This window comes from Nonomuraea angiospora (assembly GCF_014873145.1).
In the GTDB taxonomy this organism is placed as follows: Bacteria; Actinomycetota; Actinomycetes; order Streptosporangiales; family Streptosporangiaceae; genus Nonomuraea; species Nonomuraea angiospora.
Genome location: NZ_JADBEK010000001.1, coordinates 11383110 through 11398427, shown reverse-complemented (window position 1 = coordinate 11398427; position 15318 = coordinate 11383110). Strand labels below are relative to the sequence as shown.

Annotated in this window: 11 protein-coding genes and 1 pseudogene; 3 read left to right on the top strand and 9 right to left on the bottom strand. The window is 70.0% G+C overall.

What is annotated here, in order from left to right; translation table 11 throughout:
* Positions 1-151: 151 nt before the first annotated feature.
* A complete protein-coding gene (locus tag H4W80_RS52235; RefSeq protein WP_192791867.1) occupies positions 152-310 on the bottom strand; it encodes a hypothetical protein in 159 nt (52 codons plus the stop codon).
* A 439-nt stretch (positions 311-749) separates the two neighbouring features.
* Positions 750-1096 (bottom strand): annotated as a pseudogene (locus H4W80_RS52230) (arsenate reductase ArsC).
* Between the two features lie 46 nt (positions 1097-1142).
* Between H4W80_RS52230 and H4W80_RS52225 the strand changes: the two are divergent.
* Positions 1143-1352: a hypothetical protein gene (locus H4W80_RS52225; protein ID WP_192791866.1), complete on the top strand. Its 210-nt coding sequence runs from the start codon at positions 1143-1145 to the stop codon at positions 1350-1352.
* A 157-nt stretch (positions 1353-1509) separates the two neighbouring features.
* On the opposite strand, the gene H4W80_RS52220 is transcribed toward H4W80_RS52225, so the two are convergent.
* The 7 genes from H4W80_RS52220 to H4W80_RS52190 form a co-directional block, all read right to left on the bottom strand.
* A complete protein-coding gene (locus H4W80_RS52220; protein ID WP_192791865.1) occupies positions 1510-2313 on the bottom strand; it encodes a carbohydrate ABC transporter permease in 804 nt (267 codons plus the stop codon).
* A complete protein-coding gene (locus H4W80_RS64130; protein ID WP_318787477.1) occupies positions 2310-3275 on the bottom strand; it encodes a carbohydrate ABC transporter permease in 966 nt (321 codons plus the stop codon). The genes H4W80_RS52220 and H4W80_RS64130 overlap by 4 nt, the downstream gene beginning before the upstream one ends.
* Positions 3272-4648 carry an ABC transporter substrate-binding protein gene (locus H4W80_RS52210; RefSeq protein WP_192791864.1) on the bottom strand — a complete coding sequence of 459 codons (1377 nt, stop codon included), beginning with the start codon at positions 4646-4648 and terminating at the stop codon, positions 3272-3274. Before H4W80_RS52210 ends, H4W80_RS64130 begins: the two co-directional genes overlap by 4 nt.
* A 20-nt stretch (positions 4649-4668) precedes the next feature.
* The gene (locus H4W80_RS52205) at positions 4669-5694 is read right to left on the bottom strand and encodes a glycoside hydrolase family 99 protein (RefSeq protein WP_192791863.1); all 1026 of its coding nucleotides are present in this window, start codon (positions 5692-5694) and stop codon (positions 4669-4671) included.
* A gap of 115 nt (positions 5695-5809) precedes the next feature.
* Positions 5810-7471, bottom strand: coding sequence for a substrate-binding domain-containing protein (locus H4W80_RS52200; protein ID WP_192791862.1), 1662 nt, complete (start codon positions 7469-7471; stop codon positions 5810-5812).
* A 48-nt stretch (positions 7472-7519) separates the two neighbouring features.
* The gene (locus H4W80_RS52195) at positions 7520-8770 is read right to left on the bottom strand and encodes an enolase C-terminal domain-like protein (protein WP_192791861.1); all 1251 of its coding nucleotides are present in this window, start codon (positions 8768-8770) and stop codon (positions 7520-7522) included.
* Positions 8771-8778: 8 nt separating this feature from the next.
* Positions 8779-9630 (bottom strand): NAD-dependent epimerase/dehydratase family protein, encoded by an 852-nt coding sequence (locus tag H4W80_RS52190; RefSeq protein ID WP_192791860.1) that lies wholly within the window; start codon positions 9628-9630, stop codon positions 8779-8781.
* A gap of 283 nt (positions 9631-9913) precedes the next feature.
* Between H4W80_RS52190 and H4W80_RS62055 the strand changes: the two genes are divergently transcribed.
* On the top strand, positions 9914-12697 hold the full coding sequence (locus H4W80_RS62055) for a carbohydrate-binding protein (RefSeq protein WP_225964152.1): 2784 nt from the start codon (positions 9914-9916) through the stop codon (positions 12695-12697).
* 9 nt (positions 12698-12706) lie between these two features.
* Positions 12707-15307, top strand: a complete 2601-nt coding sequence (locus H4W80_RS62050) for a ThuA domain-containing protein (RefSeq protein WP_225964151.1) — start codon at positions 12707-12709, stop codon at positions 15305-15307.
* The last annotated feature ends 11 nt before the right edge of the window (positions 15308-15318 follow it).

Below are 15318 nucleotides of genomic sequence, written 5' to 3'. Positions count from 1 at the left end.
GGAGCGTCGGCGTGCTGCCGAGTCGTGCTCGGCGGTGATGTGTGCCGAGGTGTCCTCGCCGAGCGGATGTAGCGGCCGAGGCTGGCCCGGTGCTGGTGGCGGGACTTGACCTGGAGCTCCCGGGCGGTGCGGCCGGTGGCGGCCAGGTGGGTCAGCGCGCTGCGGCAGAGCTGGTGCAGCGTCCAGCCCTGGCGTGCGGGTCGAGCTCGGCGGAGGTGTTCGGCGCGCGGCGTCCGGACGTGGGAGCGCGCCGGTCGGCCAGGAACACCGGCCCGCGCCTGCGGTCGGCGAGCAGCCGGGCGGCGGCCACCTGCTTGCCTTACATGCCTGGCAGCCTTTCAAGCAGCTGGCCAGCGAGAACGCTTGAAAACCAAGATAACGATTGCCACGGGCGGGACTTCGACCAGATCAGCAATACCAAGGAAACGAGCGTCCATTTCGGGACATGATCGCATATACCCGACCCGGGACCCGCTCATCCCCGGGAAGATCGCACTCCACGCACGCCTCCAGGTCCCTGCAGCGGTCATCGCCAGAGGTTTCAGCTTCCACGATGAGACCATCAGCAGAGTCGCCGCCGGCGCAGGCGGAGCTTGAAACTACTACGCACCGACCGACCATTCAGAGTGGCCGACGTCAGGGGAATCGGCTCGAATACAGACCACTTGATCAACGACTCATGCCAGTCTCAACCCCGACGTCCCCACGCATGAGGAGCCCTGGCGGCACAGTGGCAACTATGGCGGGCATCAGGCAGGCAGCAGGTCCGCGAGGTCGTTCTCGACCCGCTTCTTGATCTCGTCGCGGATCGGGCGGACCGCCTCGATGCCCTGGCCTGCGGGGTCGTCGAGCTTCCAGTCTTCGTATCGCTTGCCGGGGAAGATCGGGCAGGCGTCGCCGCAGCCCATGGTGATGACCACGTCGGAGGCTTCGACCGCATCGACGGTGAGGACCTTGGATGGGCGGCGGTGATGTCGATGCCGACCTCGTGCATCGCCTCTACCGCGACCGGGTTGACCTGGTCGGCGGGCGCCGATCCCGCGGAGCGGACCTCGATCCGGTCCCCCGCCAGGTGGGTGAGCCAGCCGGCCGCCATCTGGGAGCGGCCGGCGTTGTGCACGCAGACGAACAGGACGCTGGGCTTGCTGCTCAAGAGCTGGTTCCTTTCGGTTGGTTCCGTCTTCGGGCGGTGGGGATTTCGAGGTCGTCGAGCACTGCCGTTCAAGAACGGTGATCTGGTGACGCAAGGCAAGAATCTCGACGTCCTTGTCCCGATCGACCAGCGGCAACAACCTCAGCGCGGCAAAGACGTTCGTGACGGCCAGGTAGGCCAGGCGAAGAAGCACAAGTAATCATCCTGCCGTTGCCCTGCCCCTTCCGAACGCCAGAGCCGGCGCATGTCGGTCGCGGTCAGGGAAGCCCGATGACCTGCACGGATGACATTATCGGCAGGGACACCCGCCACGCCGCGGGCGTCCCGTGGTGCGCGCGACACCAAGTGATGAAGCATCAGCCCTTGATCGCCCCCACCAACCCGTTGATGAAGTACCGCTGCAGGAGCAGGAAGAGCGCGATCACCGGGAGCACGATGATCAGAGAGGCGGCCATGACCTCGTTGTAGCTCGGCACGTCGCTGGAAATGAGCGACTCGAGCCCCAGCGGCAGTGTGAACAGCGACCGGTTGGAGAGCGACACCCGCGTCAGCACGTACTCGTTCCACGTCGGCACCGCCGTCAGTACGGCGACGGTGATGTGCGCCGGTTTGGCGAGCGGCAGATACACCGACCAGAAGATCCGCGCTTCGCCCGCGCCGTCCGACCTGGCGGCCTCGCGCAGTTCACGGAGGATGGAACTGTAGCTGTTGGTCAGCAGCAGCACTGTCAGCGGCGCGGTGCCGTTGACGAAGGGCAGCACCAGCCCCAGGTGGCCGCCCAGCAGCCCGAGGTTCTTCTCCAGGATCACCACCGGCAGCAGTACCGTGATGCCCGGCACGAACAGCAGCGCCACGAAGAACCAGTACAGGAACCGGCGGCCAGGGAAGTCCAGGACGGCGAAGGCGTAGGAGGCCAGGCTGTAGACCACCAGCACGCCGATCACCGTCATCGCCGTGACCTTGAGGCTGTTGAGGAAGTAGTCCAGGAAGTGCAGGCGGCTCCACGTGGCGATGAGGGTGTCGAGCGTGGGCTCGCGCGGCAGCAGGTTGCCTTCGAGGATCTCGCCTCGTGTTTTGAAGGCGCCCGTCACCATCCACAGGAACGGATACACGCTGATCAGGGCGTAGGCGATCAGCCCGGCGTAGGCGAAACGCTTCATTGGACCCGCCGGAGGAGCCGCGCGTTGGCCAGGGTCAGCAGGACGGCTCCGGCGAACAGCAGCCAGCCCAGCGCGCTGGCGTGGCCGAGCGAGGGCGCCAGGCCCTTCATGAACGCCAGCCGGTACGCCATCAGCCCCAGCACGTCGGTGTGCCCGCCGGGCCCGCCGTTGGTCGTGATCAGGAAGATCTGGAAGCCGTGCAGCGCGTCGCGGACGCCGAGCAGCACGATGGCCACGGTGATGGGCCGTAGCAGCGGCCAGATGATGCGCCGCAGCACATGCCAGGAGCCGGCGCCGTCGATGTGCGCGGCCTCGATGATGCCGCGGTCGATGGCCTGCAGCCCGCTGAGGTAGAGCAGCGTGGCCACCGGCACGCTCGACCACACCAGGACGACGATCAGCGTCGGGAGCGCGGTGTCCGGGTTGCCGAGGAATCCCTGCAGCTGCCGCAGACTGCCCAGGCCCAGCGAGCCGAGCAGCAGGTTGATCGCGCCGTCGGGCGCCAGCACGTAACGCCAGGCGTAGTAGACGGCGATGCCGCTGGTCACGTACGGCAGGAAGTAGACGGACCGGAGAACGGCGCGCAGACGGGTGACGGAGTTCAGCATCACCGCGAGCGGCAGGGAGACGGCCACGGTCAGCAGCGGCGTAGCGACCATGACCTGCGCCGTGTTCCCCGCGGCCCGGCGCAGGTCGGCGGCGAGCGACGGGTCCTTGTACAGCAGGTCGGCGTAGTTGCCGAGCCCGACCCAGCGCCATGTGGGGGTGAAGCCGTTCCACTTGGCGAAGCTCAGCAGGAACCCGCTGGCGATCGTGTAGGCGCCCATCAGCAGGAACAGCGCGACCGCGGGCGCGACGAAGGCCCATCCGACCAGCCGGCGCCGCCAGCGCGCCGCCCGCGCCCGCGCGGGCGGCTGCTCGCGCAGCCGCTGCGCGGGGAGTTCGACGGTGGTCGTGCTCACTTGGTGGACTTCCACATCGACGCCACGACCTTGTCCAGCTCCGTGCCCGCCTGCTGCGGGTCGAGCTCCTTCAGCGGCGTCAGCCGTACGGTGAGGTCACCGGGCTTGACCTGGTCCCAGTCGGAGGGGAAGAAGCTGTCGTCAGCGGCTTCGTAGGTGCTCTCCGGCGGCCCGGTGAAGTACTTCTGCAGCGCGGCCAGGTCCTTGCCGAGCAGGGCCTCGGCCTGCGTGCCCAGGTCGGTGGAGGGCAGGTCGAGCGACTCCTTGGCGACCATGCCCGCGCCCTCGGGCGAGGTCACCCAGTCGATCCACTTGACCGCCGCCTCGCGGTTCTGCGTCGTGGCCGTCACGCCGAGCCCGGTCAGCGCCAGCGGCGCCATCGAGATCTGCTTGTGCGTGCCCTCGGCCGACGGCGGGATGGGGAAGGCGAGCACCTTGTCGGGGCTCAACCCGTTCTGCGCGAGGAAGGCCAGCGTGAAGGTGCCGCCCACGTCGAAGGCCGACTTGCCCTGCGCGAAGGCGATGTCGGCCTCGTCGATGCCGAGCGTCGCGGTGCCGGGCATCCAGTACGGCGTCAGCTTGGCGTACGTCTCCAGCGTCTTGACGCCGTCCGGCGAGGCGAAGCCCTGCGTGGTGCCCTTGCCGAACAGCGCGTGGAAACGCTCCTTGCCGAGGTAGGCGAAGGCCAGCGGCTGATAGATCCAGTTGAAGCCGGTCTGGGAGATCTTCAGCCCCAGCGACAGCCCGCCCTGGCTCTTACCGGTCGTGGCCTCCAGCGCCTTCAGGAACTCCTCCCACGACTTCGGCGGGGTGTCCGGATCGAGCCCGGCCGCCCGGAGCTTGTCCTTGTTGGCATAGACGATGCCGAAGGCCCCCGCCGTGAACGGCACGGAGAAGCGCTGCCCGGCCTTGCCGTTCTTGATGGGCGAGTCGGCGGCCACCGAGTCGATCTTCTTCTGGGTCAGCACGCCGCTCTCCCGCGTGGAGGGCAGCAGGCGCTGTTTCCAGTCGCCGGTGACGTCGGCCGCCAGGTCCTGCAGCAGGCCCGACGAGCCCATCTCGAAGTCCTCGCCGGACGCGTGCACCTCCAGGACGTCCGGCAGGCCGTTGGTCTGCGCGGCGCTCTGGACCTTGCTGACGAACACGTCGTCGGGGGTGACCGCCTCGACCGTGACGCTGATGCCCGTCTTGGCCTTGAACTGCGCCGCCGCCTTGTTCAACGCGTCGGCGTGCGACTTCTTGAACGTCCACATCCGCAACGACTGCCCGGCTTGCCCCTGCCCGCCGCCTCCGCCGCCTCCGCTCGAGCAGGCCGCGAGTCCCATCACGAGCGCTGCGGCCAGGCCGAGCACCCGCTTGCCCACCGTTGTCATCGGTCTTCCTTCCCGTACGGCTAGCGCACGCTCTCGAACTTCTCGACCCAGTACCGCGTGCGGTCCAGGTAGGCCGTCTCGGCGGTCTTGCCCTGCTTGCCGTAGGCGCCCTGGAAGGTCTGGTAACCGGGGCCGGACGGCGGGGTGCCGTCGGCCGGCTCGATGACCGAGCCCTCGTGCCACTCGTTGAAGGAGGTGACGGATACCCAGGTCGGAGAGCCGCCGATGGCCGGGTCCAGGGCGTTGCTCCACTGCCTGTCGTAGGCGGCGCCGTCGGCGCGGGCGACCGTCGGCGTGGTGTTCCCGGGCACGGCGCGGTCGTCGATGTAGCCGGGCGCGACCGAGGGTGCCCAGATCAGCCCGTGGGCCTTGGCGTACTCGCCGGCCTGCTTCCAGCCCGGCGCGGTGGCCCCGGCGATGCCGTCATAGGTGTACATGCCGTTGAAGTGCTCGATCTTGGTGGTGTCGGTGGTCTGGGCGAGGATGACGTTGTCCTTGTTCACCGCCTCCAGAGCGGACCAGTCGGCGACCTGCAGGCTCCAGAACACGTAGAAGACGTTGTCGAAAGCCGGGTGCGAGCCGTACCGCTGGTGCAGGTAGCGGATGTCCTCGACGGTCGAGGCGGCCGTGCGGCCCTCGTAAGGCTCCAGGTGCCAGGCGACCTTGATGCCCCGCTTGGCCGCGGCGTCCATGACGCGCCTGGCGAGGCCGTCCTCGTAGCTGCCCTGGCCCCACCAGCTGTAGACGATCACACCGGCGCCGGTCCGCCCGATCCACTTCATGTGCTGGGCCAGGACCCGGGAGTCGCCGGAGTCGTAGGCGCCCAGGGCAGGGTAGAGATCGGCGCCGACGTCCTCGGGCGGGGTGTGGTCGCCCTGCTGCCAATGACGCCACTCGCCGCCACCGGCGGGCGTGTCGTACCACGGGTAGTAGAACAGGTGCACGTTCCTCGACAGCTTCGCCGCTGTGGCCGGTGTGACCTGAGGCAGCCACGCCAGGGCCGCCAGGATGAGGACGAGAGCGAGATTCCGACGTTTTGCGATCATGGCGTCCTCTCGGGGATGAAGGATGCTCCGTGGGATCGGCTGCGCGCGCAAATCGTTAAGATGTTCCCGAAATCTACACGTAACGGATGTGGTGTCAAGAGTCCGCCTTCAGTCCTCAGGCGGATTGACGGCGTACGAGGCGTGCCGGGACGACCAGCTCGGTGGACGGCTCGTCGATGGCGTCGCGCAGCCGATCGAGCAGCCGCACGGCCGTGGCCTGGCCGATCTCGCGCGCCGGGTTGGCCATGGTGGTCAGGCCGGGCGAGACCATGCCGGCCGCGTCGATGTCGTCGAAGCCCATCACGGCCAGGTCCCCGGGAACGCGCAGACCCCGCTGCGCCGCCACATCCAGGGCCCCGATGGCCATGACGTCGTTCGCGCACAGCACGGCGTCGGGCGGCTCGGCGAGCTCCAGCAGCCGTGCGACGCCCTCCGCGCCGCCCGCGCGGCTGAAGTGGGTGTGCGCCACGAGGGCCTGGTCCGGTGCCACACCGGCGTCGGCGAGCGCCGCGCGGTAGCCGGCCACGCGCTCGGCGGCCGGACCCTCGGCGGCCGGGCCGCACACGAAGGCGATCCTGCGGTAGCCGCAGCCGAGCAGGTAGCGGGTGGCCTCGGCCGCGCCGCCCTCGTCGTCGCTGTGCACCAGGTCCACGCCGCGCTGGACCAGCCTGCCGCCCAGCCGGACCACCGGGATGCCGGCCTCGATGGCCGGCAGCAGGTCCTCGGCGTGGGTGTGGAACACGGCGAAGGCCAGGCCGTCGACCTGGCGGGCGATCATGTGCTCGATCGCGGCCTGCTCGGTGCGCCGGACGCCATCGGTGTTGCTGATGATCTGGTCGTAACCCGCCGGGCCGAGCACGTCCTGCAGGCCGCGGGCCAGCGCCGGGTAGAACGGGTTGGTGATGTCGGGGATGATCAGGCCGATCGTCTGGCTGCGGCTGGTGCGCAGGCCGCGGGCCAGGACGTTGGGCCGGTAGCCGAGCTCATCGATGGCCCGCAGCACGCGCCGCCGCGTCTCCTCCGACACGGGACGGCGGCCGTTGAGCGTGTGGGACACGGTCGTCGCGCTCACCCCCGCGAGGTCGGCGACCCGCCTGATGCTCGGCCGCTCACCGCGGATCGCGCGCGGCTGCTCCTCGGGGATCGGCGGAGCGTGGTGCGGCGCCGGGGCCTGGCGGTGCAGGAAGGTCTCGAACGCGCCGCCCAGCACGGCGTACGCCTCCTCCAGCGTGCGCACACCCCGCGCGACGGCCTCGCCGGGGGGCATCCGCTCGGCGGCCTCCAGCAGGATGGACTCCCACACCTGCCGCAGGGGCCCGAGCGCGGAGGCCGCCAGGATCCGCGGCCGCAGGCCGCCCCTCTCCCCCGCCAGCGCCTCGGCCAGCGCGTGCTCGCGCGCCGCGAACAGCTCGCGGCCGTAGGCGCGCAGGGTCTCGCTCCCGCGATAGATCCGGCCGAAGAGCGCCAGGTCGCCGACCGGCTCGGCACGCAGGAGCCGGCCCAGCTCGACCGGCACCCGCCCGCCCGGTCCGCGCTGCCGCACCATCTCGGCCGGGTCGCCCGCCAGCAGCGGCTCGTGCTCGAAGAAGAGCTGCTCCTTGACCGGGAAGTGGTTGAACACGGTCTTGGCCGACACGTCCGCCGCCTCGGCGACCTCGTTGACCGTCACCGCGTCGAACCCGCGCAAGGCGAACAGGCGCAGGGCCGCGTCCGCGATGGCGCGCCGGGTCTCGGCCTTCTTGCGTTCGCGCCTGGCAGGGGGCTGCTGGGTGGGCATGCGGAGATATTACATCGGCATAATCCTTTCAGTCGCTGAATCTTTACGTCAGGGCGCCTCCAGCCCTCCGTCGGGCCTGCGCACCCGGGCTGCCCACCGCTCGTGCTGGTGGGTGACCGGCGGGTGCTTCGCCGCCTGTTTCTCGTCCAGGTCGACGCCCCAGCCGGGAGCGTCATGTGGGTAGAGATAGCCCTGGCTCGGGTTGATCGTGCCGGGGAACGTCTCCAGGACCGCGTCGGGGTAGACGTGCCCCTCCTGGATCTGGAAGGCCGCCGTGGTCACGTCGAGCGCGAGGTTGGCCGCCGCCCCGACCGGCGAGACGTCCGCGGGCGCGTGCCACGCCGTGCCGACGCCCGTCAGCTCGCACATCGCCACCAGCTTGCGCGCCGGAGTGAGACCGCCGATCGAGGAGACGTGCAGGCGGAGCAGGTCCACGCCGCCCAGCTTGACCACCCGGGCCGCGTCGGTGACGGAGCCGAGCTGCTCGCCCGCCGCGATCGGCATCGGCGCCGCCTGCCGCACCTCCGGAAGGCGGTCGTAGAACTCCGGCGCGATGGGGTCCTCCAGGAAGAACAGCCGGTACGGCTCCAGCGCCCGCGCCAGCCCGATCGCCTGCTTGGGAGTGAGCCTGGAGTGTACGTCGTGCATGAGGCCCGGCTCCTCCCCGAGCTCCTCCCGGGCACGTTCGAACAGCTTGGGGGTGTCACGCAGGTACCGCTGGACGTCCCAGCCGTCCGGGTACGGCTGCCCGGGGTAGCCGCCCGGCGTGCCGGGGGCGCCGTAGTGCCCCAGGCCGGGCGCCCCGGTCTGGAGCCGGACGTTGCGGTAGCCCGCGGCCAGGATCGTCCGGGCCTGCTCGAGGGTCTCCTCGACCGTGGCCCCGCCCGCGTGCAGATAGGTGTCGGCCGCGGCCCGGACCCGGCCTCCGAGCAGCTCGTACACCGGCATGCCGGCACGCTTGCCGGCGATGTCCCACAGCGCCATGTCCACGCCGGACAGCGCGTTGTTCAGGACCGGCCCGTCGCGCCAGTACGACGACAGGTGGATCATCCGGGTGATGTCCTCGATGTCGGCCGGGTGGCGGCCCACGAGCATGGGCGCCACGTGCTGCTCGACGGCGGCGGCCACGGCGTGGCAGCGCTGGGTGAAGGTGGCGCAGCCCAGTCCGTACAGGCCGGGCTCGCTGGTCTCGACCTTCACCACGACCAGCGGCGGCCCCTCGGGCGCGGTGACGATGGGGCGGACCCGCGTGATGCGGAGCCGGTCGCGGGCGGGCCAGGGTGCCTGGGTCTCTCGCATGGGGCTCGTCATGGCAGCACGTGCCTCGCGGTGAAGCCGAGCACCCGCTCGGCGGCGCGCAGGTCGAGCGGCACGGTGCGGTCGGGCAGCGGCGCCCGCCGCTCGCTGTCGGGGTGGAACACGTCCAGCAGCTCCTCGGTCGGATCGGACATCAGCGTGTTGGGCGCGGCGACGGTCACCACGTGGTGGCCCTCGATCGGCCGCGTGACCGCCAGCCAGGCAGCCCAGGCGGCGTCCCGCACGTCCAGGTAGCTCCACAGCTCCTTGGCGCCGGCGGCCCGGTCGACGGCCCACTCCTCAGCGGTGTGCTGGAGCTTGTCCTCCGGACCGCCCAGCCGGGGGAAGCGCAGCGCGACGGTGGTCATGCCGTGCCTGCGGCTCATCATCGCCGCCGTGAGCTCGTCGGCCTGCTTGGACAGCCCGTACGGGTCCTCGACCTGCAGCGGGATCTGCTCGTCGACGGGCACGTAGGCCGGGTGAAGCACTCTGTCAGCCCAGGCCAGGCCCAGGGCCGACATGCTGCTGGCGATGGCGGCGCGCCGCACTCCCGCCCGGCCGGCCTCCTCCAGCACCACGAACGTGGCCCTGGTGTTGCCGCAGAACACCTCCTCCGGCGTGCCGAGCACGGGCGCCGGGAGCGCGGCGAGGTGGATCACGGCGTCCACGCCGTCCAGCGCCCGCCTGACCACCTCCGGATCCCCCGCGCTGCCCACCACCATGCGATCGGCGGGCAGGCCGCCGGGGTCGCGCAGGTCCAGCCCGGTCGCCGCCACCTGATGGCGCGCGAGGAGATCGAGGGTGGCCAGGCCAACGCTTCCTGCCGCCCCCGTCACCAGCACCCGCCGTGGAAAGTCGGTCATGTGCTCCCCACACCATGCAAATCGATTTGTGATGCGCAGCATGCCGGGAAGCGGCGCCGGTGTCAAGATAGGTATAGCGACTGTAAGTTTTTATGAAGCAGAATTACGCGATTTAGTTGAAAATTTGCAGATGTTCGTCGCAAGTCACCGTTCACTCACTGAACGTTGAGGTGGCTTGACAGCCGCATAATGTCGGGATAAGTCTTCACAAAACGTCAAGCGTAGTGTGAGCAGGCGCCCTCCAACCTCCCTGACGTCCCCCCGGTCAGGAAAGGAACCCCCCATGTCTGCGTGGTCCAAGCTCCTCGTCGCGGCGTCGCTGGTGCTCACCAGCGCGGCGGCGATGGACATCCCACCCGGTGACTACCAGCAGGTCCAGCTCGCCCTCGGGCCGGCCGAACTGGGCGAGCCCATGTCGCTCGCGGTCCTGCCCGACAGGTCGGTGCTGCACACCGCCCGCGACGGCACGGTGCGCCACACCGACGCCTCCGGCGCGACCAAGGTGGCGGGCAAGCTCAGTGTGTACACCCACGACGAGGAGGGGCTGCAGGGCATCGCCGTCGATCCCGGCTTCGCCACGAACCGCTTCGTCTACCTGTACTACTCCCCCACGCTGAGCACTCCGGCCGGGGACGCCCCGGTGACCGGTACCGAGGCCGACTTCGCGCCCTGGAAGGGCCACCTGAACCTGTCGCGCTTCACCCTGAAGGCCGACAACACCCTCGACCTGGCGGGCGAGAAGGTCGTGCTCGAGGTGCCCAACGACCGCGGCCAGTGCTGCCACGTGGGCGGCGACATCGACTTCGACGCCGCCGGCAACCTCTACCTGACCACCGGCGACGACACCAACCCCTTCGAGTCCAGCGGCTTCTCGCCGCTGGACGAGCGCACCGACCGCAACCCGCAGTTCGACGCCCAGCGCTCCTCGGGCAACACCAACGACCTGCGGGGCAAGCTGCTGCGCATCAAGCCGCAGCCGGACGGGACCTACACCATCCCGGCGGGCAACCTCTTCCCGCCCGGCACGGCCAGGACCCGGCCGGAGATCTACGCCATGGGCTTCCGCAACCCCTTCCGCATGTCGGTCGACAAGCAGACGGGCACGGTCTACCTGGGCGACTACGGCCCCGACGCGGGTGCCGCCGACGCCAACCGGGGCCCCAGCGGGCAGGTGGAGTTCGACCGGATCACCGCCCCGGGCAACTACGGCTGGCCGTACTGCACCGGCACCAACACCACCGCCGAGACCTACAACGAGTACACCTTCCCGAGCGGCCCCTCCGCAGCCAAGTACAACTGCGCGGGCGGCCCGGCCAACAACTCCTTCCGCAATACCGGCCTCGCCACGCTGCCGGCCGCCAAGCCCAGCTGGATCAGGTACGGCGGCGACGCCGGCTCGCCGCCCGAGTTCGGCGGCGGCTCCGAGTCACCCATGGGCGGCGACGTCTACCGCTACGACGCGAGCTCGACCTCGTCGGTCAAGTTCCCGCAGTCGCTCGACGGCCGCTACTTCGCCATGGAGTACGGCCGCCAGTGGATCAAGGCGATCGAGGTCAAGAGCGACGGCACCCCCGGCGTGATCGAGGACTTCCCGTGGGACGGCACGCAGATCATCGACTCGGAGTTCGGCCCCGACGGCGCCCTGTACGTGCTGGACTACGGCACGGGCAGCGGCAACCAGGCGCTCTACCGGATCGAGTACCTCGGCGGCGCCAACCGCAACCCCGTCGCCAAGGCCGCCGCCGACAAGACCTCCGGCAAGGCGCCGCTGACCGTGGCCTTCTCCTCGGCCGGCAGCTCCGACCCCGAGGGCGGCGCGCTCACCTACTCGTGGGACTTCGGCGACGGCGCCACCTCCACGCAGGCGAACCCGTCGCACACCTACAGCGCCAACGGCACCTACCGGCCGACCCTGACCGTACGTGACCCGCAGGGCCTGACCGGGACCGCCAGCCTGGTGATCACGGTCGGCAACACCGCGCCCACCGTGACGCTGACCACCCCGGCCGACGGACAGCTCTTCTCCTACGGCCAGGCCGTGCCCTTCAAGGTCACCGTCACCGACCCTGAGGACGGCACCGTGGACTGCGCCGGCGTCAAGGTGACGTACCTGCTGGGACACGACAACCACACCCACGCGATCACCTCCAAGAACGGCTGCGAGGGCTCGATCATCATCCCGACCGACGGCGAGCACGACGCGGCCGCCAACCTCTACGGCGTCTTCGACGCCGAGTACACCGACAAGGGCGGCCTGACCGGCCACAGCGTGCGCACGCTGCAGCCGGTGCACCGCCAGGCCGAGCACTTCGGCGCCCAGCAGGGCATCCAGGTCGCCAATCACGGCGGGGCCGAGGGCGGAGCGACGGTCGGCTTCACCGACAACGGCGACTGGATCTCCTTCGAGCCCTACATGCCGGCCGGAGCTACCAGGATCACCGCCCGGGTCTCCTCCGGCGGCCCTGGCGGCACGATCGAGGTGCGAGCCGGCTCCTCGACCGGCACACTGCTGGGCACGCTCACCGTGGCCAACACCGGAGGCTGGGACACCTTCACCGACGTCTCCGCCAATCTGAGCAACGCGCCCGGCGGCACGACGAAGCTGTTCCTGGTCTTCAAGGGCGTGTCGGGGCAGGGCAACCTGTTCGACGTGGACGCCTTCACCTTCACCACCGGATCGGCGCCGAGCACCACGGTCGAGGGCGAGTCCTACACCTCCGGCTCGGGGGTGCAGGCCGCGGCCCACACGCCGGCCAGCGGCGGCCAGACGCTCGGCTTCATCGAGAACGGCGACTGGGCGGGCTACTCGAACGTCGCCACGGCAGGCGCCAAGACCTTCTCCGCCCGCGTCTCGTCGGCCGGAGCGGGCGGCACGATCCAGGTGCGTTCGGGCTCGGCCACCGGCACCCTGCTCGGCTCGGTCTCCGTGCCGTCCACCGGCGGCTGGGAGACCTTCCAGAACGTGTCCACCACGCTGACCGGCTCCGCCACCGGACCGCTCTTCCTGGTCTTCACCGGCGGCAGCGGCTACCTCTTCGACATCGACACCTTGACGATCAACAGGTAGGGGAAGGCGATGCTCCACAAACTCCTGAGCCTCGCGCTCGTGGCGGCGAGCCTGACCGCCGCCCCCGCGGACCCGGCCTACCAGGTGCTGGTCTTCTCCAAGACCGCCGGGTTCCGCCACGACTCGATCCCGGCCGGCATCCAGGCCATCCGCGAGCTCGGCACGGCGAACAACTTCACCGTGACCGCCACCGAGGACGGCGGCGCCTTCACCGGCGCCAACCTGGCCGGCTACAAGGCCGTCGTCTTCCTCAACACCACGGGCGACGTGCTCAACGACACCCAGCAGGCGGCCTTCCAGACCTATGTCGACTCGGGCGGCGGTTACCTGGGCGTCCACGCCGCCGCCGACACCGAATACGACTGGCCGTACTACGAGAAGCTGGCCGGCGCCTGGTTCAAGGGCCACCCCGCCATCCAGCAGGCCACCGTGCGCACCGAGAACCGCGCGCACCCCGCGACCGCCCACCTCGGCCCGACCTGGACGCGGACCGACGAGTGGTACAACTACCGCACCAACCCCCGCCCTTCGGTACGCGTGCTGCAGAGCCTCGACGAAAGCAGCTACACCGGCGGCGACATGGGCGACCACCCCATCACGTGGTGCCACCCGCAGGGCCAGGGGCGCGCGTTCTACACCGGCCTCGGCCACACCATCGAGTCGTACGCCGATCCCGCCTTCCGTAACGAGCTCCTCGGCGGCATCAGGTACGCGGCCGGGGTCGCCAAGGCGGACTGCCGGCCGGAGACCGGCTACACCACGCTGTACAACGGCTCCACCAGCGGCTGGTCACAGGCCGGCCCGGGCAGCTTCGCCAACGCCGACGCCACCCTGAGCTCGCAGGGCGGGATGGGCCTGCTGTGGTACAGCGCCAAGGAGCTCGGCTCCTACTCGCTGAAGCTGGACTGGAAGCTGACCGGCGACAGCAACTCCGGGGTCTTCGTCGGCTTCCCGGCCTCCTCCGATCCGCAGTCGGCCATCGACAACGGCTACGAGGTGCAGATCGACGCCACCGACACCCCGGACCGCACGACCGGGGCGATCTACGGCTTCAAAGCCGCCGACCAGGCAGCCCGCGACGCGGCGCTGAACCCGCCCGGCGCGTGGAACACCTACGAGCTGCTCGTGGAGGGCGAGCGCCTGCAGGTCTTCCTGAACGGCGTGAAGATCAACGACTTCACCAACACCGACCCGCGGCGCTCGCTGCGCCAGGGCTACGTCGGCATCCAGAACCACAGCGCCGCCGACCAGGCAGCCTTCCGCAACATCCGGATCAAGGAGCTGAACGGCGGCGGACCCGTCACCGTCGAGGGCGAGTCCTACACCTCCAACTCCGGCGTGCAGGTCGCGACCCACACGCCGGCCAGCGGCGGCAAGACGCTCGGCTACGTCGACAACGGCGACTGGGCGGGCTACTCCCAGGTCAGCACCGCGGGCGCCACCCGGTTCAGCGCCCGCATCTCCTCAGGCGGGGCGGGCGGCACGATCCAGGTGCGCTCGGGGTCGGCCACCGGCACCCTGCTCGGCTCGGTCTCCGTACCGTCCACCGGCGGCTGGGAGACCTTCCAGAACGTCTCGACCACGCTGACCGGCTCCGCCACCGGACCGCTCTTCCTGGTCTTCGCCGGCGGCAGCGGCAACCTGTTCGACGTCGACACCCTCACCCTGGAGAGCTCGACCACCGGCGGCACGGCGCTGTCGGACAAGGTGCACGTCTTCTACTACCCCTGGTACGGCTCGCCACAGGTCAGCGGCGGCTGGCGGCACTGGCCGCAGGGCGGGCACACCCCGCCCGACGACATCGGCGCGGACTTCTACCCCGCGCTGGGCGCGTACGACTCCGGCGACTTCGCCGGCACGGTGGCCCAGCACATGAAGTGGATCAAGCAGTCGGGCGCCGGGGTGCTGGTGCTCAGCTGGTGGGGCCGCGGCAGCTACGAGGACAACCTCGCCAGAGGGGTCATGGACGCGGCGGCGAAGGAAGGGCTCAAGGTGGCCTGGCACCTGGAGCCGTACTCCGGACGGACCGCCGCCTCCACCGTGGACGACATCCGCTACATCAACCAGACCTACGGCTCGCACCCGGCCTTCCGCAACGCCTTCTACGTCTTCGAGAGCCTGCGCATCACCGAATGGTCCGCCCTGAGCCAGGTCAACCAGAGCAACGTCGTCCTGGCCCAGACCACCGACACCACGAAGATCGCGAACTTCAACGGCATGTACACCTACGACGCGATCGCCGGCGCCACCGCGCCCGGCTGGCAGCAGGCCGCCGACTACGCCCGCCAGCACGGGCTCGTGTGGGCCCCGTCCGTGGGCCCCGGCTACCTCGACGACCGCGCGGTGCCGGGCAACACCACTCCCACCCTCTCCCGGGACAACGGAGCCACCTACGACAAGGAATGGTCCAACGCCCTGCAGACCAAGCCCACCTGGGTGTCCATCACGTCCTTCAACGAGTGGCACGAGGGCAGCGTGATCGAGCCCGCGGCCACGCGGACGGGCTACCAGAGCTACGAGGGAGCCTACGGACGCACCGGCGCCTCCGCCCAGACCGCCTACCTGGACCGCACCGCGTACTGGGTCGGCCAGTTCGCGGCATCCAGCTGACCTCCGGCCAC

Bases quoted from the DNA above. Each gene is read 5' to 3' on its own strand.
- H4W80_RS62050 (WP_225964151.1), top strand. From the start codon at position 12,707: ATGCTCCACAAACTCCTGAGCCTCGCGCTCGTGGCGGCGAGCCTGACC.
- H4W80_RS52195 (WP_192791861.1), bottom strand. From the start codon at position 8,770: ATGCGAGAGACCCAGGCACCCTGGCCCGCCCGCGACCGGCTCCGCATC.
- H4W80_RS52200 (WP_192791862.1), bottom strand. From the start codon at position 7,471: ATGCCCACCCAGCAGCCCCCTGCCAGGCGCGAACGCAAGAAGGCCGAG.
- H4W80_RS52220 (WP_192791865.1), bottom strand. From the start codon at position 2,313: ATGAAGCGTTTCGCCTACGCCGGGCTGATCGCCTACGCCCTGATCAGC.
- H4W80_RS52205 (WP_192791863.1), bottom strand. From the start codon at position 5,694: ATGATCGCAAAACGTCGGAATCTCGCTCTCGTCCTCATCCTGGCGGCC.
- H4W80_RS52210 (WP_192791864.1), bottom strand. From the start codon at position 4,648: ATGACAACGGTGGGCAAGCGGGTGCTCGGCCTGGCCGCAGCGCTCGTG.
- H4W80_RS52190 (WP_192791860.1), bottom strand. From the start codon at position 9,630: ATGACCGACTTTCCACGGCGGGTGCTGGTGACGGGGGCGGCAGGAAGC.
- H4W80_RS62055 (WP_225964152.1), top strand. From the start codon at position 9,914: ATGTCTGCGTGGTCCAAGCTCCTCGTCGCGGCGTCGCTGGTGCTCACC.